A 25,904-nucleotide genomic window follows, 5' to 3' on the forward strand; every position below is an offset into this window, starting at 1 on the left:
TAAAAGTGCTTCAAAAGTGCTGATTAACTTTCTTACATCTTAATTGTAAGCGCTTTCCGATGTGGGCGTCATTAACAGAGGTGGATAAAAGATTAACAGCTTCTTTATCCACCTTGGCTAAAAACAGGGTCTATTTAGTTAGAATTTTTAGTGTTCTTCTTCGTTATTTATTAAATTCAGAATTTTTAGACCAACCCGGGTTTCCAGCATCTCTTCAGAATTATCGAAATCCATGTCGCAAATTTCTTTGATCCGTTCCAGTCGGTACATGACCGTTTTGTAATGGACAAACAAATCCTGAGCTGCTTTTGCAGCATTTTGGTTATGCTGCAAAAAGACTTCAAGCGTATGCAGCAAATCTTTTTTGATGGCGCTTTTGCTTTGAACGAGCCTGTTTAAAGAAGCGGGAATAAACGAGTTCAATACGGCAGGATCTGGATACTGACAGAGCAGGCGGAATAAACCAAGCTCGGCGAAGGCGGTAATCGATTCGCTACCGTAGAGTGTACCGCCGAGGTTCAGGGCTTCTTGCGCCTCTTGATGGCTTCTCGAAATATCCAAGACAGTTGCTGCCACATTGCCGATGCCGACCTGTACTACAATATCTTTCGTTTTCGTGCGGATGTTGTCTTGAATCCCGCGGATTTTGTCTTTAACTGCTGGCAACCAGATTTTCTCTTTCCCTTCCTGCGAATCAACAGGCAGCAGCAGAATGATGGTATCGCTTCGGCTGCGCATAATAGCATCTGCAAATTGAGCATCAATTGCTTCGTGTAAGTAAGTAAACGTTTTACTCTGCAGTCTGCGCAAGTTTTTAGGTTTAAACATCTCTTGTTGATTGAACGAAATGAACTCTTCTTTCACATGAAACAAAAGCACAGCATAGGATCGATCTAAATCCCAGCCGATCAGGTTAGCTCGTTGATACACCGTCTCCAACATCTGACCTTTACCCGCAAGCAGATCATCAATGATGTCATTTTTATATTTCCGCTCGACTTCGGCCACCGCAAATTGCTTGACCAGTTCTAGAGACAGAGCAGTAGCCGCATTCTCTATTGCAATGAAATCTAATTCTTCTAATGGTTTATGGATCTCGGTGATAACGAGATGCACCTTAATACGGTTTACTGTACGAATAGGCACGACTACATGGTAAAGCGATTTCATCTCCGGTTCGGTAAATTGCGTAGTTATCCAATAATAAGGAAATTTGGTTTCGAATATTTTCTCGCGTTCTACAATGTGCTCCTGTTGGTGTGTGGGAAGCATGTACAAGGAAGAATGAGTCATACAGACAAAATTTCGGTCATAGATGGCAACAGGGTTTCCGATTAATTGTTCCAATGTAGTGATTATTGGTTCCATACCGCTATCTGTTAAGGAGAGTGTAGTGAAGCGATCATGCACCTCTTTAAAATATTTGAGCTTCATTACCTGGTTATTAAACAGTTCTTCCATAACCGGATAGAGCACATCTACATAAGGGATGTCCTGTGGGATTTGGATAATTGGCAGCCCCGTCTGTTCGCCTATTTCTATGATTGCCTCGGGAATCTTCTTGACAAAACGGTGGTTTTTGATCAATATGGCGCTGACGCTTTTGTCAGCCAAGCGGAACATAAATTCGCGCTGCTCTGCTTCTGTATAATTGAGGATCGGATATAGACTGGTCAGCAGCATCTCCCCGCCTTTCAGCCAATCTGCAATGTCAGGAGCCTCCATAATTGTGATGCCTTTTATTATATTCGTAAGCCCTTTGCTGCCCCCTAGCACTTTTGCATGTTGCAGTCGAGCCATCTTCAATACATGTTCTACTCTGAATTCCATGTCTTTAACTCCTTATGATTGCAAGTCTGATTTCTTCTTCATTGTATTGCGTCGGAGTAAGGGTGGAGTATAGCATAATGGTGTATTCGTAATGGTGTATCCGCTTTCACTCATGCCGGGTGGGTTACCTTTGAAGTTGACGCACGCGGATCAGCTCCTTTATATGTATGTATAAAGGATAAACAATGTAGAAATTGAAGTCAAAATTAGGGGGAATAACGATGAGAACGATTTGTTATAAAACAGTTGAAGGCATTGAGTTGCTTGGAGACTTTTACAGCACTAGTCAGACTAGTTCCGCCGTGATTGTCTATATTCATGGGGGCGGACTAATATGGGGTTCCAGAAAAGATATTTTGCAAGAACAAGTGAAGCAGTATAATCAGGCTGGTTTGCATGTCCTATCCATTGATTATCGACTAGCCCCTGAAACGCGGCTCCCAGCGATTATTGAAGATATTCAGGATGCTCTTCGCTGGCTACGAGAACAAGCATTCACCGAGCTTGGCTTTCAGCCATCCGCTATAGCCGTTGTAGGCAGTTCGGCAGGCGGATACCTTGCTCTTCTTGCCGGATCCAGAGAGCCGTCTTTGCAAGCGGTCGTGTCCTTTTATGGCTATGGGGATATTCAAGCCAGCTGGTCTTCGAGTCCTAGCCCGTTCTATCTGCAAAAACCTACGGTGCCTGAAGAACTGGCAGATCAGTTGATCACAAGGCGGACGCTTGCTGAAAGCTCCATTCAGCAAAGATTCGGTCTCTATTTATATTATCGTCAACAGGGAATCTGGTCTCGGGAGATTACGGGGTTAGACCTTGTTCAGGATAAGGAGGAGCTGGACTTGCTTTGTCCGGCACAAGTTGTGGACGACTCTTTTCCGCCTACTATGCTGCTCCATGGGGAGGATGATCAAGATGTGCCTTGTGAGCAATCTATCGGTATGGCGCGGCGGTTGCAACGTGCGGGAGTTGAGCATACGCTTCTGACCCTTCCTGATGAGGATCACTTGTTTGACATGCAGTTGGACAAAGAAAATGTTCGGCAGGCATTTGCGCAGGTTCTGGAGTTTTTGCGGCGTCATTTAGTTTAATAATAAACAGTCTGAGATCATAAAAAAACCCACCTTTTTTCAAGATGGGCTCAAACGAGAGGAGTAGATAGAAACCTGCATACGCAAAAATAATATTCTGAAAAAAAACGCTATTATGACTCCTGGAGTTCTTCCTTCGGTTCCGCAGCCATCTTCTTAGCCAAAAACAAGGCTACAATAACCGCCGTAATTCCGCCGACCAGCTTCCCGACAATCATTGGGAAAATCATTTCCTTCGCGACCCCTGCCGTAAAACCAAGATGATCGCCGAATACAAACGCGGCCGACACGGCAAAGGCGACATTGATGACCTTGCCCCGCGCATCCATGTCTTTCATCATGCCAAACATCGGAATGACGTTGGCAAGCGTAGCAACCAGACCGGCTGCCGCAATCTCATTCATGCCGAGCAGCTTGCCCAGCTTCATCAGCGGTTTATTAAACACTTTCGTAATCACAAATACCATTGCAAATGCGCCGGCGAGTACAATGGCAATATCGCCAACGATCTTGATTCCGTCTTCAACCGGAGCAAGCCCTGGAATGATGGTAATCCCTGTCAGTTGCTGCGTGATGCCCGCTGCGAGTCCCAATGTCGCTACAATGACGATGAATTGCCCAAAAACCGTGAACCCTTTGATCATACCCTGCGGAAATTTCCACAATCCCAGCACGATAAGTACAGCAAACAAAATAATTGGTACCAGGTTGGACAAAATCATGGTGATCGAGTAACCGGCAACCAATCCGCCAATCAAACAACCGAGCGGGATGGTTACGATACCGGCCAGCACGCCGGTAGCCAAAAACTTCTGGTCTTCTTTTTTAATAATGCCTAGCGCAACCGGAATGATGAATACAATCGTAGGGCCAAGCATAGCCCCCAGAATCGTTCCTGCGAATAATCCCGCTTCCGGACTCTGCGCGAGTTCCTGTGCCAGCGAGAAGCCGCCCATGTCGTTCGCCAGCAATGTAGTCGCAAACATGGCGGGGTCTGCTCCCAATGCGCCGTATACCGGAACGACGACCGGACCTAGAACTTTCGCCAGGACCGGAGACAGGCAGATGATCCCCACCATGGCGAGCGTAAGCGAACCCATGGCCATAATCCCTTCATCGAATTGATGTCCCAATCCGAACTTGTACCCAATGCACTTATCGATGGCACCGAGAATCATGAAAATAACCATGCCGTATATGATAATTTCATTAATCTCCACGTACATGCTCCCCCATTCTATCGCTATATGATCCAAAGCAAATGGTTTTCATTGACCATCGTGCCCTGAAAACTCCCTACCGGAAGTGTTGTATGATTTCCTCGGACGGGGAACGAAGCACCGTATGATGAATGATCCGCTTTGGATCCATGGAGGATACAAACACCTTCATCCCCTGCTCCACATCGCTGACACTTCCTGTGAACACGGCGAGAAATTTGCCCCCAATCGCCATGCCAAGATTCATTTTTTTTACATGAATGTCGCATTGCTTCAAAGCTTCATTTAATGCAAAAATGCCGGGAGACACCGTAGCCGTCTCCACAATTCCAAGAGCATTCACAGGCAGGGAGGAAGGACGGCGTTTCAATCCATCGATGATATCGGGATGTACGCCAAACAGTTCAAAGTCGCTGATCCGAAATTCGCCGGCTTCCACCTTGGCTGTCTCCATCGCTGCCTGTACGTCTGCAGTATCCCCGCTCATGACGATCAGAAACTTGCCCGGACAGATCGGCTTCATATGATGCACTTCAACAGGCGAAGTCTTCAACATTTGGTCCGCTGTTTCGTAACCTTTACTAATGCTGCGCATCTCAACGACACCTATTGCACTAGTCATGTGTCACCTCAATCGAATCGACGATCCCTACGATGACCGCATCAACGGGTACGTCTGAATTGGCAAACGATATTCGGGCTGCACTTCCGGTCGTTACCAACACCGTGTCCCCGATGCCCGCCCCGGCATTATCCGCAGCGACAAAATATTCACGTGTGACGGGTTCTTTGGCGTATGTTAACGGTTTGACCACGAGGAAGGCCATCCCGTTCAGCTTATTATCCTTGCGGGTAGCCCACAGACTTCCCATAACTTGTCCCATGATCATAAGTTCACCTCGCCCGTTATCTTCTACGTACCTGCATCTGCTGCATGCGTAAGTAATCCTGAGCAAGCGGCGTAATGATACTATGCCGGTCTATCACGATCTCTGTCCGGTTCTGCAGACGGTGCTTTTTCACTTCCGCTTCGGTTATGACTTTGCGGTTCAATACTTCCGCATCATGCGGTGCATAAACGGATTCGGTATGAGCCTCAACCAGAATCCTATCCTTAAGCCGCTCTTCCTCCATACAAGCTGCAAGCATTTCCGTTTCTTTGACCATCCGGATTCCGTAATCGCTCAGCTTGTCTGTAAATTCATCGTACATTTTGTACAGCAAAACTGGGGCCGTTGACTTGTATTTGCGGTAAAGCATTCCTTCCTCGAACGCAATCACCTTTCGTCCCTTCAGCAGCATCGTGAGCACGAACCGTTCACGCGGGCCTGCGCTTATGCCGTTCGCAAGGTGGGATAACAGCTGAATACATATTGTAGGAATAATCAGCACATCACAATCTCTGAGCGCCTCATCGTAATAACGCACCTTATAATATGGCTTCAGCTTATTCTCCAGTTCCGGCAGCGGTTCCACAGACAGAAGAACCGCTTGCTTTTTGGATACATCCGGCTTTTCCGTCTGTGCCCGTTCCAGCCGTTTCATCACCTCAGCCGTTACAGCTTCGATAATCGCAGCCCGATCCAGAGCTTCTATGTTCATTTTTTCACGCTCCTAAACCTGGATGCCCTACTTCAAAATTTTCCCCTTCGTACCTTTCGTAAAACCGCATGCATTTGCTTCGTCATAGTCAATATGCATGTAGGTCTCAAAGTTCGGGCTCACTCGAACCAGCACATCGTCAAAAATAAGCGGACGTTTACCATACACTTTTACCTGTACGATTTCGCCGTTTTTTACGTTGTATTTCTCCGCATCCTCCGCTTTCACGTGGATATGGCGTTGCGCTGCGATTAATCCTCGATCGAGCCGAATCATATTGCTGCCCGAAGCGATGACGATTCCCGGGGTTCCTTCCAACTTACCGCTTTCTTTTACCGGAGCGGATATTCCGAGCACGACCGAATCTGTGAGCGATACCTCTACTTGCGATTCTTTACGTTCCGGACCAAGCACGACGACATTATGCAAAGAGCCCTTGGGCCCGATCAGCGTCACGCGTTCTTTGCAAGCATATTGCCCCGGCTGGGAAAGATCCTTGGCTTTCGTCAGCTGATATCCCTTGCCGAACAAGGCATCGATCGTTTCCCGATTCAAATGCACATGCTTGCCGGATGCTTCGATTTCGAAACAGGTTTCATCCTGCACCCGCTTGACCACTTCGTTTATGATGCTCTCTACCAGTTGGTTATCCACCTTACTCACCTCATCAGTTGTACTCTCCAACACGAATGCGGAACATGATAATCCAGAACAAGGAAGACAGCCTGTTCAGTGATCGAATGATATCTTCACGCTCTACATCCCCGTGTTCCTTCTTGAAGGCTTGAAAAGCCAGCAGTTCCGTCTCCCTCGTCAATGTGCGTAACGCATTTATGACAACAACCGCTTCGCCCATATCATAGCTGGGTTGAAAATGTTCCAGTCCAAAGTATTTCTTGGGAAAATGGGATTGCTCCCGCAATTCCTTGGGGCTCAGCCCAAGCAAATGAAATTCTTCAATGCTTTCGCTAAGCACTTCGCACCGTACGATCCGCCTAACGAATTGCAAAATCTCTTCCAAATCGTTGACCAGCTTGGGTCTATTCAGCTTGAAGCAGCTGATTTGCGCTTCCAATATTTTTGTTTCCAATGAGTCCAGCTTGCCGCGGAATAATATCCGTGGATGATCCTTAAAAACGAGCATATTTCCATACAAATGGGTCATATGCTCAGGCTTCGTTTCCAAAAATCCGCCGTACAGCGTCCGAAATCGCTTTTTCCCGCCGGTTGCTGGTTCAGCATCAAGGTTGGTCGTCAGTTGAAGCTTAACTTCCTTTTGCGGCGTCGATTCTTGCGCTGGTGCTGGTGCCGGTCCCGGTTCCTTTACCGTATCCTTATCCGTCTCAGAAGCTGTCACATACCGCAGTTCAATCTGATGATCACTCAAAAAGCTTTTGGCCGATGGCGTCAGTATCGTTCCCGCAGCCGTCTCATAAACGGCAACGTCCTTCAAACTCCGATTTCGAAAATACTTGCGCAGCTCGCTTTCCGTAATCACAGCCATGTTTTCACATCCTTCTAAGGCGAATGCGTGTTCATATTTCCTTACACGATCGTCCGAACCGTTGCAATCAGGGTTAAGTCGCCATAGTAAGAAGCGGAATGCGGGCACTCACCCGCATTCTGCTGTCTTTCTCATCTGGTTGTCAGTGCAGTTTTATTCTGCTTTTGTTTTAGGCAGGATTGCGTCCACTTCAGCATGTGGTCTTGGAATAACGTGTACCGAAAGCAATTCGCCAACACGTTCTGCCGCAGCTGCGCCTGCGTCGGTAGCTGCCTTAACAGCGCCCACATCACCGCGAACCATAACCGTTACGAGACCTGCTCCGATTTGTTCTTTGCCGATCAGTGTAACATTCGCTGCTTTTACCATTGCGTCTGCTGCCTCGATCGCGCCTACCAAACCTTTAGTTTCTACCATTCCCAATGCGTTTGCGTTTGCCATGATAAAATTCCTCCTAATAATTTGTATTTATAATGAATTTTAGGGTTACCTAGAATGGGTTGTTCGTCTTGCCAATGAACTCTACGAAAACTTACATTTTTTCAAGAATACGAGCCACAATCATGTCGATAAGTTGTTCTTTGTCTTCCGGAAGGCTGCATGCGGCTTTCGGCTCTTCCTTTCGGTCCGCCAAGTCTTCCATTTCTATTAGTCCATAGGCGATTCTGCGAATGTTAAGCAGATTTAGCGGATTGATATTGTCGGATGTGGAGCTTCCGCCAACCGCACCACAACCAAGCGTAAGCGCTGGTGCAAGTGCTGTCGTTGCGCCGATGCCGCCAAGCGTACCCGGCGTATTGACTAACAAACGGGATACCGGCTTTTTCAAAGCGAACTGGCGTACAATCTCTTCATTTTCAGAGTGAATGCACATCGTATGGCCTGCGCCTTCTCCATTCAGAATTTCGATGCAGCGTTCACATGCTGCTTCCCAGCTGTCCTCTGTGTAAAAAGCCAGAATTGGAGCCAATTTCTCTCGTGAATATGGAACATTGCGTCCCACGCGGGTTTCTTCGGCAATCAGCACGCGCGCTTCTGCAGGAATGTTCAGGTTCGCCAGTTTTGCGATATGATCCACGCTGCGTCCAACGATTTGCGGGTTCATGGTGCCATTGGCCCGCATAATGAACTTGCCAAGCTGATCGGCTTCCTCTGCGGAAAGGAAATAAGCACCTTGCTTTTTGAATTCAGCCACAACCGCTTCCTTGCTGCATGCTTCAACGATGACGGATTGCTCCGAAGCGCAAATCGTACCGTTATCGAAAGTTTTGGAGTCCATGATGCGTTTGACTGCAAGCGAAATATTCGCACTCTTCTCGATAAAAGCAGGGCCGTTGCCTGGACCAACGCCGATTGCCGGCGTACCGGATGAATATGCGGCTTTGACCATCGCCGTTCCGCCAGTTGCTAAAATCAAGGCGACATCGTTATGCTTCATCAATTGATCTGTTCCTTGAATTGTCGGAACCGTCATGACGCCAATGGCATCTTCCGGGCACCCTGCTTGCACAGCTGCCTCGTTAATGACCTTCACCGTTTCCAGAATACTCTTAAGCGCATTCGGATGCGGGGAGAACACGATACTGTTTCCTGCTTTAAGCGCAATGAGCGTTTTGTAGATAACCGTCGAAGTCGGGTTGGTGGATGGAATTAGACCGGCAATGACACCGACTGGGACAGCTACCTCCATCAACTTATTCTCTTGGTCATCTTTCAAGATGCCAACGGTTTTCATGTCCTTGATGGACTCGTAGACATGCTGCGAAGCAAAAGCATTCTTGATGACCTTGTCCTGCCAACGGCCGAAGCCAGTTTCCTCATTGGCCATCTTCGCCAGCTTCTCACGATGGTTGTATCCGGCATCGGCAACCGCTTTGACGATCGCGTCGATTTGCTCTTGCGTCATGGCGGCGAGCTTAACTTGCGCTTCCTTGGCTTTGTTGATCAGATCACGGACTTCTTGAATGGATCTCAGGTCTTTATCCAATGTTTCCATCAATATTCCTTCTCTCCACTGCGTTTTATGTTTCCCTTATGAACTTGCTTTTTTTGACTTCTTGCCGGATTTAGCAGCCGATTTTTGCTTCGGTTGCTCACGGGGCTTACCGTCATTTAACTTACTCTTTGGCGCATCGGCCTGCTTCTTATCCGGTGTTGCTGCCTTATCATCGGCATCCTTCTGCTCAGGGACAAGCTTTACTGCGGCTTTTGCATCTTCTGTTTCCTTGACGTCGGATGTGGATTTCTCCTCTGCTTGGGTTTGAATGTTCTTGATCGGTGAAGGTTTCCACTCCGGCTGGTGACCAGCGGCATTCGCTTCATTTGTCTTTAGTGCCTGCGGCCAAGTCGTATCTGCTGCTTTGAGGTCTTTTGAACCTGCCCCTTCTTCCGCCAAATCTTTAGAAGCGGCAGTTTCTTTGATGGCAAGGTGTATGGCTTCATCAGCAGCGTCGTTTGGTGCAGCGATTTGTTCAGCACCGTCTTCAGCTGCTTCTGCCGTTTGTTTTCGCTCCTGTTCATCCATGGTTGCGACTGCCTGAAGCGGACTTTCGCCAGTATCATCCTGTTCTTCTACCAAAACTGCCGTTTCTTCATGCATTCTGGCAATCACATGGCGGGTCAGCAGCACATTTAATTGCTTCGCCATCTCCGCTCCCGCTTCTACGGCAGCTTGCACCGCTCCGACATCTCCATCTAGCTTGACGGTCACCAATCCACCCCCGATGATCTCCATGCCGATGCAGGTAATGCTTGCCGCCTTTAATGCGGCATCCGCTGCCGCGACTGCACCCAGATACCCTTTGACTTCAATTAGCCCTAACGCGCTATATCCCATGATCCGCTACCTTAATAACTCGTCGGGTTATCTGCAACGAATTGGACAGCGTCCGCGAAAGCGTCGCATGCTGCCTTGCAGGCCGATTGACTGCCTGTCAGCAGTGCGCCAGCGAAGTTGGTCTCGGACGGTGGGCCAAAGAAGGTTGCAATTGTAACATCGGCGGCTTTCAGTGCTGCATCGAGCGCATACATCGCTTCCAGCGGCGGAGCGATCAAATACGCGAGCGCCTCACCTTCTGGGATCCCCGCAGTCTCGGATAAATAGGAGCCGGTTCGGGATACGCAATGGGCGAAATAGGTGATGCTGTCATCCTCATTGGCGCTAACGAAATGAGCGCCGCTTTCGATGAAATCAACAACGGCGTTCATGCCGCTTCGTACTTCCTCGGGATTTGGCCCAGCCAGAATCCCAATGACTTCACCTGCCAGCTTCGTTGAAGCATTAGCCGATCCGGCATACATGCTTCTTGCATACACAACATCCACAGCGGCTGCTTTCGTTGCTTCATCCAGTGCTGCGTAAGTTACGTCATCAATGTCAGCAGTAATGATACCCAAACTTTTATGGTGCGGCTTCAGCTCCAGCTTGTTTGCCATATCCAGGCTTACGTTGGAAATGAGCTTCATGCCGAGCACTTGTGCATGAATCGGTTCGTTTCTCATACGTGCCTCCAGCCTTTCCTATAGTTTCAAATCAATACCTGATGCTTTGCGATCAATCATTGTTTTAATCAATTCGGCAATATGAGCCCCTGCTTCTACCGCAGGGGTACCGCCGGAATGAATGTTGGAAATAACGGTACGTCTTGCTTCAGGCATGCCCACCGTTGGTTTATAAGCAATGTAGGCACTCATGGATTCTGCCGTCACAAGCCCCGGACGTTCGCCGACCAGCAGGCAAACCACATCTGCTTCCGTTACATCACCAATGACGTCCATGGAAGGAACACGGCAATGCTTGACGAACAGGATACTGCCTGCGTCGATGCCATACATCTTAAGACCTTGCGTAATGGATGGAATGATATCCCGCAAGTTGGCTTCGATCGCTGCCGAACTTAAGCCGTCTCCTACCATGATCTGCACTTTGGCCTGCTTGGTCGTGTGCTGCTTGATGTACTCGATGGTTTCATCCGAGAATTGACGTCCCAAGTCCGGACGTGTAATATATTCATCCTTGTCCTGGCACTTGGTCGCGATCGGCACAAGGTGCATCTCCTTGACGAAATCTTCGGATACATAGGAGAACACGGCGTCTTGAGCAGCGGCATGGTCAGCGCGGAAACGCAGCGATGTAATCGTCTTGTACCGGGGACCTGCGCGCCAAACGCCCAGACGAGCCGGTGTCTTTGCCTTCATTCTCATGTATCCTTCTCGATCCGCCGGATCAGGCACGAGCAGCAGATTGCGAAGGTTAATTTCCGTGATATCATCCAAGCATTCGCCGTCGTCCTCTTGTTCTTCCTCAGGTACAGTTTTCTGTACAAGTCCACCTTCGTTCGGCTCCGCGTTATGCGCAATCGGTGCCGCAACTGTCGCTGTTTCAACGGGTTTCGATGCTTCTTGCTCTACCTTGTTTCCTACCATCTCGTTCAACATCGATTCAATCATCGATTTCAGATCTTTTTCGTTCATGTGAGCTTCCTCCTTTCCTTACTTGAGAAATACCGACGCATCCCCGGCTTTTTTGGTCAGTTTGCCGTTCTCGATAAAGCCCATTTTCTCCATCCACTGTTCGAACTCCCGAATTGGACGCAAACCGAGCAATTCACGCAGCGTTGCCGTTTCATGATATCCGGTCGTCTGGTAGTTGAGCATGACATCGTCGCCGTGCGGGATACCCATGAAGAAGTTACAGCCTGCTGTAGACAGGAGAACCGCCAGGTTTTCCAAGTCGTTCTGATCCGCCTTCATATGGTTCGTATAACAAGCGTCGCAACCCATCGAAATGCCTGTCAACTTGCCCATGAAGTGATCTTCCAGGCCGGCACGGATAACCTGCTTCGCGTCGTACAAATATTCGGGTCCGATGAATCCGACGACAGTATTGACAAGGAATGGGTTATACCGCTTCGCGAAACCGTAGCAGCGTGCTTCCATCGTCACCTGGTCGATGCCGTGATGAGCTTCGGAAGAAAGTTCGGAGCCTTGCCCCGTCTCGAAATACATTACGTTTGGCCCAACCACCTGGCCTTGACGCAGCACAAGCTGCTGCGCTTCCTCAATCGTGGCCGCATTGAAGCCGAACGCCTCATTCCCTTTCTGCGAACCTGCGATCGATTGGAAAATAAGTCCTGTCGGCGCGCCGCGCTTTACAGCTTCCATCTGGGTCGTAACGTGAGCGAGCACGCAGGTTTGCGTAGGAATTTCCCACTTCTGCCGGAACTCCTCGAACCGTTTCAGGACACGCGTCACGCTTTCTACGGAATCGTCGACCGGATTGAGGCCAAGCACCGCATCCCCGATTCCGAAAGTCAGGCCTTCCATCAGGGAAGCCATGATACCGTCGGGATCATCTGTCGGGTGATTCGGCTGCAGCCGTGCCGACAACGTGCCCGGACGCCCGATCGTCGTGTTGGCATGCGCCGTAACCCGGATTTTCTTGGCCCCGTAAATCAGGTCAAGGTTCGTCATGATTTTCGCAACCGCAGCGATCATTTCCGCTGTCAGTCCACGGGAGATGCGCTTGATGTCGCCTTCCGTTGTGTTTTCATTCAAAATCCACTCTCGCAGCTCTTCTACGGTCCAGTTTTGAATTTCACTGTAAATACGCTCATTTACCGCATCCTGAATGATACGTGTTACTTCGTCCTCTTCGTAAGGAACCGCCGGATTATTGCGTAGGTCCAACAATTTGATCTGGGAAAGAACTACCTTGGCGGCTACGCGTTCTTCTGCCGAAGTAGCTCCCAATCCGGCCAGCGTATCCCCCGACTTTTCTTCATTGGCTTTTGCCATGACTTCCATGAGCGTCTTGAATTGATAGACTCGCCCAAACAATTTCGTTTTTAAAATCACGAAAGCTCCTCCTTCCAATTGCAGCTCGAATAGATAAACCTCGAATCGTTAATGTGCGACTCTTAGTGAAAAACAAGCGTTTTAATAACGACGGGCAGTACCTTGCCCCCCGCAATCGGCTTGCCGATGTCGATATAGTCGCCATTGTCTACCTGTACGCTGTCGATGCAGATGACATCTTTTTTGTAATCCAGCAGCGCGTACAGTGTTTGCCCCAGCACCTTTGCCAGATCGTGATGAACAATCACGACGAGCGGATGCTCCCGCTCCAGCAGTTCAGACATCCCTTTGTACAAACCTTGGGCATATTTCTGAACCTCTTGAAAGCTTGCATTTTTCTTTCCTTCAATCGCAATGGCCACCCGCTGCAAATCATTGTTCAGTTTGAACCAATCCAGCTTATCGGTGATGGCCTTTGCCAACTGCTCACTGCTTCCGGACTCGTCGACCACAGAAAGCTTCAAGATCGGTATATTCTTGATTGGGAAACTTTCATCCGTATAGGTAATCGTGCTCCCACTGATCTCCGTCGTATGGGATCCTGCTCCGACAACGGTAGCCCGGAGGGTCTCGGCTGAACGGGCAACGGTCAGCTGCTGCGTTAGCGGAGAAGCTGCGATTGCTCTTCCAAGCAATATACCGATGTCTCCGAACTCGAATACGTCTCCTGTGGATTCATGATAAATGTAGTCTGCAACCCCTCCGGAGAAGGAAATACACGGAATCGCAAGGTCCAGCTTCAACCCTTTGTTGGTGACGATGGTGTCATAGAAGTCTCCCGGTGGCCTGAGGCCGACGCTTTCTTCGAGCAGCTTGACCATTTCCCCGATAATCGGCTGAAGCTCATCCGGAGTGACCCGCTGGCCTATAGCAAGACGGAATCCCCTTCGCTCGGAAAGCTGCTTGATTTTAGGCGCGATATACGTGATTTCATGCGAACTTTGATCAACCTTGATCAGGCGCCCCCCAATATCGAGGCAGCCCGTATCCAACAGTTCGCCATCGGCGAATAATGCCAAATTGCTTGTGCCGCCGCCAATATCGATGTTGGCGATGCAGGTAGAATGCTCTTTGGAATACGAATGTGCACCCGCGCCTTTGGCGGCAATAATGCTCTCCAAATCCGGTCCTGCGGTTGCGACTACGAAATCGCCGGCAAAGCCGCTTAACGAGAGCACGACTTCATTGGCATTCTCTTTGCGTGCCGTCTCACCCGTGATGATGACCGCTCCTGTCTGAATCTCGTCCTTGCGGATGCCTGCCTTCTCGTATTGCTCCTGCACGAAGGACTGAATCTTCAACATATCGATCCGGTTATCTTCCAACATGGGTGTAAAACAAATGTCGCTTCGATAGACCACTTCTTTGTCCGTAATAACCAAGCGGGGCACCGAAAACGAAGAAGCCATGTTTTGAATATGGAGCTTAGACAGCACCAGCTGGGTCGTAGAAGTTCCCATATCGATGCCAACGCTGAGCAATTGTTCTTCCACTTTGTTCACCCCCTGGCTTGATTTCTTATCACCCGGACTACCACTTGAAGAATGCAAAAGGCTTAAAGTGATAACCTTCCGGATATACCCGAATGGTTTACTTTAAGCCTCATTGCTTCGAAGACTACGCCCTTGTAGTCCGATGATATTATTTTTTGAACGTAAAAGTCACTGTTGTGCCCGTATCGCCGGATACGATCGAAAGCTTGCCTTTCAGCTTGTCTTTAACATAGCTGCGGACAATCGTCAGCCCTAAGCTTTTATGCGAAGTTTCCCCGACAACGAACCCGGCACCGTCGTCTGCCACGACGACCGTCACCAGCCCGCCTTCTACTTTTGTCTTGACAGAAATTTTTCCCTCCGAACAATCTCCGAACGCATGTTCATAACTATTATGCAGCAGTTCGCTTACAATCAGCGCGACGGTTACGGTCCGATCACTGTCCAAACAAATGTTTTGCTCTGAAACAATCTCCACCTTGACGGCGCGGCAATCAACAAAGCAGCGTTCGATATTGGATGCAATCAATCGTATAACATCCATAAGATCCACTTCGGCTTCGATCTCCGTCGACAGCAATTCATGGGTTGCGGCGATCGCGAGCACGCGACTGACACTGTCATCAAGGCATTTCTTGGCCTCAGGGCTTTTGCACTGCCGCCCCTGAATGCGCAGCAGAGACGCTACCATCTGCAAATTGTTTTTTACCCGGTGATGAATTTCGCGGATGGCAACCGATTTCGAAACGATCTCAGCTTCCTTGTTTTTAATCTCGGTTATATCATGCAAAATAACACCTACGCATAAATCCTTTTCCTCAATGAACAAACGTTTCACCTGATAGTAACGTCCAGCGGCTTTCACTTCCACCGTAAGCGGACAACATAGCGAGGATGAATGCTGGCTCATGACCTCGGAGAACATCGTCTGATCAAGCGACAAATTATCATAATGCAATCCTTGGATATCTTCCAAATAACCAAGCTGTCTGTAATATACGTCCGCCTGTTCATTTTTCAGCTTCAAAAACCCATATTTATCGAACACCAAAACGGCTTCTTCCAATTGATTGATAATCGAATCCTTGAACTGCAGCATAGCCCCCAGCATCGAGGACATTTCCCCATCCTCGCATGACGTTCGCTGCCTGTTGAAGTGGGCTTGTATATTGTCGCTGATATCTTTTTCATAGATCAGAACGGCAATGACGCCACTTTGATTTTTAATAGGATATACCGTTTGCCGAACCAGATGATTCTCCTGCGTCCTGGCGACAAGTCCCTGCGACATAATGCCTGTTTCCAGCGTCCGCAGGACCCCAGGTTCATTCTCGCGCAGCGCCTTCTCCCCCGTAACCGGAAAATAATACACCGATTTGCCTCTGCATGGACGACGATGATAGACCACAATGGCTTCGCTTGCCACGCTCGACAATACGTCGATGAACACATCATCCTCTACCTCGGTCATTTCAAAAGACTCCGCTATTTCGCAGATCCGGGCTATATCCTCATTCGACAATCCGGTGTGAAGGCTGCACAGCTGACTGATCCGTTCTTTGAAATCAATCATAGGAAATGACGATGGTACTAGCAATTTCAATCAGAGGACATCGCCGATCCATGCTGAGTTTGCGCAAGATTTGATAGGCTTCCTCTTCCGTGTAACCATTTTCTCTCATCAAAATGCCTTTCGCTTTCTCGACCGCTTTGCGTTCTTCCATCTTCTGCGTCAGCTTTGAGAGATCTTGTTCCAGCTTTCGGAATTCCTTGCCTTTGGCAATCGTGACTTCCACCATAGGAATGAACGACTTTTCATCAAGCGGCTTTACCAAGTAACCAAGCGCACCGACAGAAGATGCTTTTTCAATCGTCTGTTTGTCGCTGTAGGCGGTCAAAAGGATGATCCCGCCCGCCAGCTGTTCTGAAAGAATTCTCTTACTCGCCTTGAGCCCATCCAAAATGGGCATTTGAACATCCATGATGACGAGGTCAGGCAGATGCTTCTTGCATAATTCGATAGCTTCAAAGCCATCCGAAGCTTCGCCTACTACATTGTAGTTAGCCTCTTCTAGCATCTCACGAATATCCATTCTTGTAATAGGTTCGTCATCGACTATTACAATTTTTCCATTCATGCGTCATGCACCTCATTGTCTGTCGTTATTTGCTTGTCGCTTGTCTATCGATAAGCCCCGCTTGCATTTGAACTAGAATCCAAGTCGTTTACGCCCTCAAATAATCCCGAAGAGCATCTACTCCCACATTCTCGATCGTCGAGACTTCAAAAATCCGCTCCACGCCGGCCGCCATTAAATGCGCTCTGGCCTGCGCGATTTCTTCTTGCGACTTGGCCAGTTCCACCTTCGTTACCACTCCGATAACCGGCTTGGCGAATACCGTTGCAAAGGCCGGCGGGAAATAGCTGTCTTCTTTCGTACAATCCTGAACCAGCCCAATGACATCGGCATCGACACTGGATACTAACAGCATTTTGTATAAATACCGGTTCTCGATGCATTCGCCCGGCGTATCGATCGCCTGATCGAAATTTTCAACGGCTTGCGTTTTTTTATAGGCAATCTCCTCACCGTGCAGCCATTGGCACAGCGTGGTTTTGCCCGATCCTGTACTTCCGGCAAAAATAATTTTCTTCATCATAAGCTTCTCCTACGTTCTCGTAATGTTCGTCGTATTAGCCGAGAAGCCCAATATATTCTGCAATCCATGCAGCACTGCGCTGATCGCAGATTCTACTGATGATACATCGCCCGTAATGACGAGTGAACCGCTGAAACGGTCAACAAAACCGATTTGTACGCCTGCCGCCTTTGTAGCGATATCCGCTGCAATGATGGAGGCTTCACTTGGCGTGATCGTCATAACGCCGATGGACTGATGCGCTTCGTTTCCGAGTCCCAGCTTCTTGTAAATGTCCGGGTTCGGGTTTGCGATAATGTGAGCGAGCGTGACCTGTTTGCCAGGCACATACTCCTGAATCATACGTTGTTTCTCGGCTACTTGTTCCATACTCCTCATCTCACTCTCGTATCGAAAACACTAAAATTCACTACAGAAAACAATAAAAGCCCCTTAAAAGTCCATGCGGAATTTTTAAGAAGCCACTTTGCTTTGATTTGTATGCAACACGCCATTGTGTTACTTTCACTATATTTGAATATTGCAAGCGATGTCAATACGAAATCCGTCAAATTTCGACTCGATCTTAGAATTGAAACATTTTGTTCAAAATTTGAAGCACATCCTCTGCCGTAGGAACGCGTGGATTTGTTGCCGTACATCCGTCTTTCAGCGCGCCTTCGGCGATCGACACTCTCATCTCTCCAAACAGCGATTGATCCACGCCGCATTCGCGCAGCGTTTGTGGCATATTTAATTGCTTTTGCAGCTGTTTGATTGCCTGTACGAGACTACGGACGCCGCTCTTGGCATTTGGTGCGGATAATCCCAAGCTTTTGGATATTTCGGCATACCGCACCGCCGCTCTATTGCTTTCTTCCTTGCCGTAACCCGGCTTGTAATCGGCATTAAATTCGATGACATGCGGAAGAAGAATCGCATTCATACGTCCGTGGGCAATTTTGAATTTGGCTCCCGCCACATGCGCGATCCCATGATTCAATCCCAGAGACGCAATATTAAACGCCATCCCCGCGATGCAGGATGCTATATGCATTTTTTCGCGTGCCTCAAGATCATTTCCGTCCTTATAAGCTCGCGGCAAATAAGCAAAGACCAGCTTCATCGCCTTCTCCGCCAGCGCATCGGAGATATCATTGGATTTGGTGGATACATACGCTTCAATGGCATGCGTCAAAACATCCAGCCCGGTATCGGCCGTAATGAAGTTCGGCACGCTTTTGACGAGCTCTGGATCGAGAATCGCTTCTTGCGGCAGCATGTCATCGGATACAAGCGGATATTTGATGTTTTTTTCTTTGTTGCTGATCACGGAAAACGACGTAACTTCCGAACCCGTCCCGCTTGTCGTCGGGATTGCAATGAACGGGATATCTCGCTTGTCAAGCAGCTTTTGCGCAAACAGCTTCATCGCTTTAGCGGCATCAATGGCAGAACCGCCGCCAATGGCAATGATCAGATCGGTGTTGAACGAGCAAAGCGCCTCAACACCTTCCGTGACGACTTCAATCGGCGGATCAGGGACAATATTGCTGAAAACATATTGCTCGTTACTGCTGTGCAGGCGATCAAACACCATGTTAATCATTCCCGACTTCACCATAAATGGATCCGTGACGATGAACATACGTTTGTTTTGCCACTCTGTTAGACGATCCATCGCGCCTTGCCCCATGTAGAGGTCGGCTTTAATCGAAAGTTTATCCATGTAAAGCACCTCCAAGAAATAATTACAACAAAAAAAGAGGTCTTTCAAAGGAAAAATCCCTTCAAAAGCCTCTTTGCTTGTTATCATGTGTGCACGCCATTGTGCAGCTTCTTATCATTTAGTTTTGCATATATACTGTACACCGTCATTCTGATTTTCGTCAACCGCTTCCGGAACTTGTCCTTAGATCAGACACATTAACGGAACAACCTCTATAAATAAAAAAAAGGGATATGCACCCCATAGTGCACGTGCTTCTTCGTCCTTGAAGAATCTCCCCGTTTGCGAGCTATACCTCATTGTATATATTCGGCGGCGAACACCCGGCTGTGGCCGACAACATCGTCGGCAGCCTCTGCTGCAATTAAAAAAAGCCTAGCGAGGCGGGAAACGTCACTAGACTCGTAAACCAGCCATTTTCGCCTCGAAATGACTGGTCCTCCAAAGTTATTAGACAAAAGACCTGACTTAAGACCGATCATTCGGTCTATCACAGTGGCGGGACCGTGTTGGATTTGCACCAAACTTCCATTGCCTATAACTTTTTCTATTGTACATGACGCGAATGGTTGCCCATTCGACATCATTATAGCACAAACGACACGTTTGGCGATATAAACCTAAAAAAAATGATTGGACCGAAATGAAACCCAAGATTCAATTGTAGTTATAGATAATATCCTTTTATTCATTGTCCATGGCCCTCCTTAGCTCAGAGTACCACTTTCTAAGCTGATTAATATGGGCTTGATGATAACGATTATGATCAGCCATATGCCATAATCCCCACCGTATGGTGGCTTGCTTTTCATTTTCGTGACCAAATGTGACAATGCTATCCAGATCAGCATCCGTTAATTTCGTACATGTTTCTTTTAACATATTTAATACAACTTCATATTTAGATATAAGCGTGTCCAGAGGCATCCCTTTGACCATCGGCAGCCTGTTATGTTCATCGATCATGGGGCCGTATTCATCTATGAATGACTGGGGAAGCGTCTCCCCTTTCATCCTATAAACCCAGTTCAGGTCGACATACGTAATATGTTTTATTAACTGAGCGGCACTATTGAAATTGCCACAAGGTCCCTTGTAGTCAATTTCCTCTTGCGACATGCCCTCTGATATGGACTTTAGCCGTTGGCTGTTCTCTCTGACAGCGCTATATAACATTCCCACGATCATTGACATATTCTCTTCGCCTTGCAAATCGTACAACATCCTAGCACAACCTTCCTTGTAAAAATAGCATCCCAGCCTCACTATTTGGACTTTTGGATTCTTTGTTTCAGTCGTATCGATTTATTCAAGTGTAGAAAAATATGCCTTGTCGCCGGCATGAGCACTAGTCCCGCAATCGTTTTGTTTCCCCAGTATTCAAGCAACCACGATGCGTCTTCCTTAACCGCATGCTGCACTTTAAGTTCATGAATTCTTGCCGCTTCAACTTTTTGCTTAAAGTCGCCTGGCAATAAACGGGATATGACTTCACGAGTGTTTCGCCCAACTTCACTCCGATAAGCTAATAATGAATCAATATCAAGAGTCGAACTCAAGTTAGCAATTTCAGCTTCCGTCATTTCATTTCCGGAATGAACATCATCAATGTGGAGTTTCTTGTTCCATTGGCCTGAATGCAATACTTGAACATCGTTATTTACGAGTACGCTCATCGTCATGTCTTCAATGCGGGTGATATGCCACATATGCCATATTATCGAGTTCTTTGTATCAGGAGACTTAACTGGATATTGGCGGAATGATTCCTCTTGTAGATCTTTCACTAATTCATCCTCAAGGGTCGCAATCGGTGACTGGCTCATTCTTGATGAATGTAACAAGCGATGCTGCTGCAAGAATAGGTCAACCGCACTCTGATGCTTAGCCGGATCCAGAATCATCTGGGTTAGCTTTTTGTGATTTTCATTCCACTGTTTTCTTTCACTCAAATCCATGGAGAACCCTCCTTTTCTAGCGGCTCCCTAATATCCATGTAACGGCTTCATTAAAGTCTGTCGCGATAAAATCAGGATACGCTTCTTTCCATATGCCGAAGTACTCGTTGTTGTTATATTTTTCCAATTCCTTGGCGCCAGCTCCCGTCTTCACTAGCACTTTCTTGCAACCGGCTTCTTTGGCGGCAACCATATCCGTCCATCTATCCCCTATGACAAAACACTCCCCTAAGTCCAGATTATTTTCTTCAGCGGCTCTCAACAGCATCCCTGCGGATGGCTTTCTACATGGACAACCCGCTCCATGCTCATGAGCACAAAGATAAATCTTGTCAAAACCAAACGCTAATAATTCCGATTCGAATTCGTCCTTTGTTACTTCGCCACGCGCAATTCCAGGTTGATTCGTAAATGAACAAACAAGCTTGCCTGCGGCTCTGAGTGAATGAATCGAATTCTGTACTTGTGGAAAAAGCTCAAATTCACCGGGCAAAACAACCCGATCGGTTCCTCCGAGAGTCGGACGATTTAAACATCACTGATTGCCCGATTCATATCGCTTTCTCACTCAATTTCGTCGGTTTCGCTCCAAATGGCATATGCGCCGTAGCCTAAATACTCGCGCACCTCAAGAACCTTACTGCCTCGTATCAGAATTTCCATACCATTTTCGGAGTCCCACGCTGTACCTCCACCCAAGATTGCTCCCAATGTATTATCGTTTCGATCATAAGGATTTCGATAAAGGTCAACTTCCCCTACGGACATAAACTTCAAAATATCCTCTCCATGCACTTCATCTAAGCCGGGAGGATAATCAGCCGTATCGCTAGACATTTTGAGATTTTTCCACGTGCATGCTTTCTTGCATATTTCATTTATGGTTTCTTCCGGCAGCTGATTCAACAGATCTTGTATGTAGATTTTCGCTTCTTCCACACTCATGTCTTCCGTGCTAAAACGATATTCAACTTCACATTCGAACAACGTAAGATACCCAAACCCAGATATGCCGGTTTCCTCTGAAGGATCTTCTATTCCTACGTGTTTTAACTCAAATCTTTCGCTCACGCTATCTTCCTCCCGAATAATCCGTCTATTCTTGATTTAAACTTCAATTGCTATATTCTTCTATTCTCGACTGCACGGCAAAAAACCTTTTGCCACTGGCGCTTCGCATGTACCGGGACACTCCCTGATCCCCCCCCAGGCTAGGCACTGCTAAAGGAAGTTGACTTTTATCCATAACCATACTACGATGTGTAGTATGAGGTGAGATAGAAATGAAGATTAAGAAAATGAATATCGATAGTGAAGGCCTGAATCGATTTTTTGGACCACTGGAGTCTCGAATTATGGATATACTCTGGTCTTCGGAAGCACTCAGTATCAAGGAAGTGCAGTCGATCCTAAATCAGGAGAGCCCAATCTCGATCAATACGGTAATGACCGTCATGAATCGTCTTCTGGATAAAGGCCTGCTGACAAAGGCCTTGACGGGAACCGGCCGGACACGGGCAGCCAAGTTCAGCCCGCTGCAGTCGAGGGAGCAATTTCTCTCTGCACAGACGAAGGAAGTGTCACAGGGACTCATTCAAGAGTATGGGAGCTTAGTCGTGAACCACATGATCGATGCGCTGGATGATGTCGATCCTGAGGTGATCGCAAGGCTGGAGCGTAAATTAAACGATATCAAACGCGGGAAAAAGCAATGAATCCGACCACACGGCTAAGATGTACCTATGCGCTGGTGATCGTATTCGTGGCTGTTGTCATCGTACATATGGGAATGTTCATAACCTACCAGGTCCGAAGCGGAATATTTCAAGGTCCCGTTCTGAATTACGTCTTAATCGACATTGTCATTGCGTATACACTTGGTCAGATCATTTGGCGAAGTACCCGACAATTGGCTTTATCGCATAAATGGTTAAAGCACTTCCGTGCCAACAGACACGATAAATTAACCAAACGCCTCAATTACAAATACTGCGACTGGGGCACGGAAATCATCGTTGTACAGGACAATGCCTTTGTGGCTCTGACGATTGGTCTTCTGCGACCGAAAATTGTCGTGTCCACTACGGTTTTAGAGATGTTTAATGACAAGGAAGTAAAGGCGATTTTACTGCATGAACGATATCATTGCCGCAATTATGATGGTTTAAAAACGTTCTTTTCGACCCTGCTGGCAGATGCCTTTGGATATTTGCCAATTGTTAAACCGATTCTTCGCTACTATCAGACGTGGCAAGAGCTGTTTGCTGATCGATTCGCCATCCGGCAAATGGGCACGGAGCTGTACTTAGGCAGCGTCTTATTGCAATTAGCGAAGCTCGGAAAGCTTCAGCGGTATGAGGCGGCCGTTCATTTTACGGATACGACATTGCAATACCGCGTCATGCAGGTTCTTGAGCCTGATCGAGGGGTGAATGTCCCGTTAACTCTGTTGAAGCCTTTTCTGAGATCCTGTTCCATTTTGCTGCTATTTATGTTGGGCGGGGATTCGTAATCCCTTTTTTTTGGACTTTCATACTACAATATGTAGTTTGATGGCATTGCGTATAAACGGAAGATTTTATCCGAAAATCGATGATGGAGGTAACATATGCACAATGAACTCATTCGTATCGGACCTGTGACCATTTACGGATACGGATTGATGATCGCGATCGGAATCCTTATCGCTTACAAGGTCGTTGTTGATAGAACCACATATAGGCAACTAGAACTTTCTCACGTTTCCTCTCTAACCTTCTGGAGCTTATTAGGCGGATTGATCGGAGCTAAGCTTTTGTTTTGGATAACCCAAATGAACAATATCATCCATGATCCTTCACTGGTTCTGAATTTTTCGGAAGGATTTGTGGTATACGGTGGAATTATCGGGGGGATTGGGGTTGGTTATGTCTATTGTAAGAAGAAAAAGATAAACTTTCTAAAGTACCTTGACCTTTTTGTACCCTCCCTTGCATTAGCGCAAGGCTTTGGAAGAATTGGCTGCCTTCTCGCTGGCTGCTGTTATGGTGAAGAAACGGATGGTTGGTTTGGAATTACGTTTCACGAATCCGAGCTTGCCCCAAATGATGTCAAACTCATCCCTACGCAAATATTAGAAAGCGTCTTTAGCTTTTCCATTTTTTTCATACTGATCTATATGGCAAGAAGAAAAAGACCTAACGGCCTAATAGCAGGTCTATATCTCATTTTTTATAGTTCAGGGAGGTTTATTATCGAATTTTTCAGAGGCGATATCATCCGAGGCCAGTTGGGTGCTCTCGCTACTTCGCAGTGGATCGCATTAGCTGTTGTTTTGGTCACTTGCATCGTATTCTTGACTAAGGCCCCAAAGAAGATGACAACATAAGATACGGACACTCTTGAGTCCTTTACTACATCGTGTTTTCCTCCCTAGAGTAAAAGAGTTAGATACATGGCGAGGCTCAGCATTCATCAAATGAAAAAACTGAGCCCTGATAGCATATCCTGTTTGCTTGTAGCAACTGATTTTGATCGTTACTGTCACGTATTCTTAATCCAATATCTTTTAATTACGTTTCCATCTTCCTCTATGTAATCTGTATCCGGCCTCCCACCGTTCTTGATAATGGTTCTTTCCGATCCCACATTACCGGCATCACAGACAACTAATACATCCTTTATCCCCAATTTCTTGGCTTCAATCAAGGATAATTCCAATAGCTTAGTCGCATAGCCTTTCAATCTTTCCAACGGGCGGATACCATAGCCAATATGCCCGCCAGCATGGTATAAATGTTCGGTTAATTGATGTCTAATATTAGCCGCACCTAATACTCTATGATGATTATCGACCAGCCAAAAGGTTGAATCGGAGACCCAGCCTTCCTTTATACCAATACCCTCCTCTTGATTAGAGAGTTCCTTCAACATTCCTCGAAAATCACTTGGATCCTTACCTATGACCCAAGGAATCATATTCTCACCGGATTCTTTCCATTCTTGATAAAATGATACATATTCTTCCTCAAACTCTAGCTGAGGCTTAACTAATCTTACATGGTTCATATGTTACACCGTCCTTTCATGGCCTTTACGTCCTTCAAATGGGAATATAGTACAAATAGGCTGCCCTTGAAGGCAGCCTATTCTAGTTACTGTTTACTTGCTGGCGGAGAGAAGGAACTTCTCAAGTGCCCCTGTATCGGTAATACTGTGATTACATGCTTGGCTGTCCAAACATACGTATTGGCCAATGAAAGAAAGATTATCCGGTGAAGCAACGGCTGGCTTGGTCTTGACCGAGAACAAGGCAAGTTCTTGATGCCGGTTGCAGAACAGACAGTACCCTTTCTTGTTGGTCGGGGTAATCCTTCCCTCGATCCCGATGAATCTTCCTTCGAACGGATATACGATAAATAACTTGTTAGTGGCAATATCCACCCAGCCCAAATACGTTACATATCGAAAGTCGATCGATTGCAGATCCGGAACTTTCAGTTTCTTATTTTTAGGAAATAGCTTCTGAATCTGTTTCAGCGTAATCGTCGGATAAGGCTCCAGATAGGGTTCTAATGCGTTAAGATATTTCTGAAAATCCTCGGCCTTCTCGATGGTTGACATTTCGCCCAGCATCCGCTTCTGTTCCTCTGTCAAAGACGGAAAGGCTTCCATAGCGTTCGTTACGGCACGATATCTAACCGTTTCCAGAACCTTTCGATCCGCGATCGTTCGCAATGTTTTCAGAAGGAACTCCGATTGTTTTTTAATCACATTAAACTGGTGGTTTCTAATAAATGTTGTACTCATAGCTTTCAGCCCCTTATTTTTATTAAAAATGAAGGTGCAAAGCCTGTTATTAGAAACGATAAAATTAAGGTTGGGCGATCGAATTCATCCTATCGCACCCCACGCAAAGTATCGCCCCAGATCAGGCTTTGCATGAGTACTTCCTAGCTAATGAGCAATTCGGTATTGCCATCAGTATAACCCCCAATCACATATC

At 47.2% G+C, this 25,904-nt stretch carries 28 protein-coding genes, 1 pseudogene and 1 riboswitch; of the genes and pseudogenes, 4 read left to right on the plus strand and 25 right to left on the minus strand.

What is annotated here, in order from left to right:
• Positions 1-147 precede the first annotated feature (147 nt).
• On the minus strand, positions 148-1,830 hold the full coding sequence (locus ABEW73_RS01220; RefSeq protein ID WP_430172524.1) for a PucR family transcriptional regulator: 1,683 nt from the start codon (positions 1,828-1,830) through the stop codon (positions 148-150).
• 221 nt (positions 1,831-2,051) lie between these two features.
• Here ABEW73_RS01220 and ABEW73_RS01225 point away from each other — a divergent pair, with 221 nt between their 5' ends.
• Complete coding sequence (locus tag ABEW73_RS01225) at positions 2,052-2,918, plus strand: alpha/beta hydrolase (RefSeq protein WP_430172521.1); 867 nt, start codon at positions 2,052-2,054, stop codon at positions 2,916-2,918.
• 113 nt (positions 2,919-3,031) lie between these two features.
• Here ABEW73_RS01225 and eutH read toward each other — a convergent pair whose 3' ends face one another.
• From eutH to ABEW73_RS01335, 22 genes and pseudogenes are all read right to left on the minus strand, one after another.
• A complete protein-coding gene (gene eutH / locus ABEW73_RS01230; protein WP_430172518.1) occupies positions 3,032-4,138 on the minus strand; it encodes an ethanolamine utilization protein EutH in 1,107 nt (368 codons plus the stop codon).
• Positions 4,139-4,214: 76 nt separating this feature from the next.
• The gene (locus tag ABEW73_RS01235; RefSeq protein ID WP_430172515.1) at positions 4,215-4,760 is read right to left on the minus strand and encodes a BMC domain-containing protein; all 546 of its coding nucleotides are present in this window, start codon (positions 4,758-4,760) and stop codon (positions 4,215-4,217) included.
• Entirely contained in the window at positions 4,753-5,028 is a 276-nt protein-coding gene (locus ABEW73_RS01240; protein ID WP_430172512.1) for a EutN/CcmL family microcompartment protein, read from the minus strand. The genes ABEW73_RS01235 and ABEW73_RS01240 overlap by 8 nt, the downstream gene beginning before the upstream one ends.
• Before the next feature lie 16 nt (positions 5,029-5,044).
• Positions 5,045-5,740: an ethanolamine utilization protein gene (locus ABEW73_RS01245; RefSeq protein WP_430172509.1), complete on the minus strand. Its 696-nt coding sequence runs from the start codon at positions 5,738-5,740 to the stop codon at positions 5,045-5,047.
• A 27-nt stretch (positions 5,741-5,767) separates the two neighbouring features.
• Positions 5,768-6,394: an ethanolamine utilization phosphate acetyltransferase EutD gene (gene eutD / locus ABEW73_RS01250; RefSeq protein WP_098747745.1), complete on the minus strand. Its 627-nt coding sequence runs from the start codon at positions 6,392-6,394 to the stop codon at positions 5,768-5,770.
• Positions 6,395-6,407: 13 nt separating this feature from the next.
• Positions 6,408-7,244, minus strand: coding sequence for a cobalamin adenosyltransferase (locus ABEW73_RS01255; RefSeq protein WP_430172506.1), 837 nt, complete (start codon positions 7,242-7,244; stop codon positions 6,408-6,410).
• A 153-nt stretch (positions 7,245-7,397) separates the two neighbouring features.
• The gene (locus ABEW73_RS01260; RefSeq protein ID WP_098747751.1) at positions 7,398-7,685 is read right to left on the minus strand and encodes a BMC domain-containing protein; all 288 of its coding nucleotides are present in this window, start codon (positions 7,683-7,685) and stop codon (positions 7,398-7,400) included.
• 91 nt (positions 7,686-7,776) lie between these two features.
• Positions 7,777-9,240, minus strand: coding sequence for an acetaldehyde dehydrogenase (acetylating) (locus ABEW73_RS01265; RefSeq protein WP_430172504.1), 1,464 nt, complete (start codon positions 9,238-9,240; stop codon positions 7,777-7,779).
• A gap of 36 nt (positions 9,241-9,276) precedes the next feature.
• Complete coding sequence (locus ABEW73_RS01270) at positions 9,277-10,080, minus strand: BMC domain-containing protein (protein WP_430172502.1); 804 nt, start codon at positions 10,078-10,080, stop codon at positions 9,277-9,279.
• Between the two features lie 11 nt (positions 10,081-10,091).
• A complete protein-coding gene (gene eutL / locus ABEW73_RS01275) occupies positions 10,092-10,745 on the minus strand; it encodes an ethanolamine utilization microcompartment protein EutL (protein WP_430172499.1) in 654 nt (217 codons plus the stop codon).
• Between the two features lie 18 nt (positions 10,746-10,763).
• Positions 10,764-11,717: an ethanolamine ammonia-lyase subunit EutC gene (gene eutC / locus ABEW73_RS01280; protein ID WP_430172496.1), complete on the minus strand. Its 954-nt coding sequence runs from the start codon at positions 11,715-11,717 to the stop codon at positions 10,764-10,766.
• An 18-nt stretch (positions 11,718-11,735) separates the two neighbouring features.
• Entirely contained in the window at positions 11,736-13,100 is a 1,365-nt protein-coding gene (locus ABEW73_RS01285; protein ID WP_430172494.1) for an ethanolamine ammonia-lyase subunit EutB, read from the minus strand.
• A 62-nt stretch (positions 13,101-13,162) separates the two neighbouring features.
• Entirely contained in the window at positions 13,163-14,593 is a 1,431-nt protein-coding gene (gene eutA, locus ABEW73_RS01290) for an ethanolamine ammonia-lyase reactivating factor EutA (RefSeq protein ID WP_430172492.1), read from the minus strand.
• 148 nt (positions 14,594-14,741) lie between these two features.
• A complete protein-coding gene (locus ABEW73_RS01295) occupies positions 14,742-16,166 on the minus strand; it encodes a histidine kinase N-terminal domain-containing protein (protein WP_430172928.1) in 1,425 nt (474 codons plus the stop codon).
• The gene (locus tag ABEW73_RS01300; protein WP_430172490.1) at positions 16,159-16,731 is read right to left on the minus strand and encodes an ANTAR domain-containing response regulator; all 573 of its coding nucleotides are present in this window, start codon (positions 16,729-16,731) and stop codon (positions 16,159-16,161) included. The genes ABEW73_RS01295 and ABEW73_RS01300 overlap by 8 nt, the downstream gene beginning before the upstream one ends.
• A gap of 88 nt (positions 16,732-16,819) precedes the next feature.
• Positions 16,820-17,251 (minus strand): EutP/PduV family microcompartment system protein, encoded by a 432-nt coding sequence (locus tag ABEW73_RS01305; RefSeq protein ID WP_076325820.1) that lies wholly within the window; start codon positions 17,249-17,251, stop codon positions 16,820-16,822.
• Between the two features lie 12 nt (positions 17,252-17,263).
• Complete coding sequence (locus ABEW73_RS01310; protein ID WP_430172488.1) at positions 17,264-17,623, minus strand: BMC domain-containing protein; 360 nt, start codon at positions 17,621-17,623, stop codon at positions 17,264-17,266.
• Between the two features lie 196 nt (positions 17,624-17,819).
• The gene (locus tag ABEW73_RS01315; protein ID WP_430172486.1) at positions 17,820-18,962 is read right to left on the minus strand and encodes a 1-propanol dehydrogenase PduQ; all 1,143 of its coding nucleotides are present in this window, start codon (positions 18,960-18,962) and stop codon (positions 17,820-17,822) included.
• Between the two features lie 403 nt (positions 18,963-19,365).
• A riboswitch (adenosylcobalamin (AdoCbl) riboswitch) is annotated at positions 19,366-19,519 on the minus strand.
• A 127-nt stretch (positions 19,520-19,646) separates the two neighbouring features.
• A complete protein-coding gene (locus tag ABEW73_RS01320; RefSeq protein ID WP_430172484.1) occupies positions 19,647-20,186 on the minus strand; it encodes a DinB family protein in 540 nt (179 codons plus the stop codon).
• Positions 20,187-20,227: 41 nt separating this feature from the next.
• Positions 20,228-20,920 (minus strand): DinB family protein, encoded by a 693-nt coding sequence (locus ABEW73_RS01325; RefSeq protein ID WP_430172482.1) that lies wholly within the window; start codon positions 20,918-20,920, stop codon positions 20,228-20,230.
• 16 nt (positions 20,921-20,936) lie between these two features.
• A pseudogene (locus tag ABEW73_RS01330) lies at positions 20,937-21,440 on the minus strand (HAD-IIIA family hydrolase); the annotation flags it as partial.
• A gap of 44 nt (positions 21,441-21,484) precedes the next feature.
• Positions 21,485-21,991, minus strand: coding sequence for a DUF6985 domain-containing protein (locus ABEW73_RS01335; RefSeq protein WP_430172480.1), 507 nt, complete (start codon positions 21,989-21,991; stop codon positions 21,485-21,487).
• Between the two features lie 212 nt (positions 21,992-22,203).
• On the opposite strand from ABEW73_RS01335, the gene ABEW73_RS01340 reads away from it, so the two are divergent.
• The 3 genes from ABEW73_RS01340 (at position 22,204) to ABEW73_RS01350 (ending at position 24,287) form a co-directional block, all read left to right on the plus strand.
• Positions 22,204-22,635 carry a BlaI/MecI/CopY family transcriptional regulator gene (locus ABEW73_RS01340; protein WP_430172479.1) on the plus strand — a complete coding sequence of 144 codons (432 nt, stop codon included), beginning with the start codon at positions 22,204-22,206 and terminating at the stop codon, positions 22,633-22,635.
• Complete coding sequence (locus tag ABEW73_RS01345) at positions 22,632-23,432, plus strand: M56 family metallopeptidase (RefSeq protein WP_430172478.1); 801 nt, start codon at positions 22,632-22,634, stop codon at positions 23,430-23,432. Before ABEW73_RS01340 ends, ABEW73_RS01345 begins: the two co-directional genes overlap by 4 nt.
• Before the next feature lie 96 nt (positions 23,433-23,528).
• Positions 23,529-24,287, plus strand: coding sequence for a prolipoprotein diacylglyceryl transferase (locus ABEW73_RS01350; RefSeq protein ID WP_430172476.1), 759 nt, complete (start codon positions 23,529-23,531; stop codon positions 24,285-24,287).
• A 155-nt stretch (positions 24,288-24,442) separates the two neighbouring features.
• On the opposite strand, the gene ABEW73_RS01355 is transcribed toward ABEW73_RS01350, so the two are convergent.
• A complete protein-coding gene (locus tag ABEW73_RS01355; protein WP_430172475.1) occupies positions 24,443-24,967 on the minus strand; it encodes a GNAT family N-acetyltransferase in 525 nt (174 codons plus the stop codon).
• A gap of 93 nt (positions 24,968-25,060) precedes the next feature.
• Entirely contained in the window at positions 25,061-25,708 is a 648-nt protein-coding gene (locus ABEW73_RS01360; RefSeq protein WP_430172473.1) for a FusB/FusC family EF-G-binding protein, read from the minus strand.
• Positions 25,709-25,904: the final 196 nt, after the last annotated feature.

The organism is Paenibacillus lautus (genome assembly GCF_050482385.1).
Classification (GTDB): Bacteria; Bacillota; Bacilli; order Paenibacillales; family Paenibacillaceae; genus Paenibacillus_AQ; species Paenibacillus_AQ lautus_B.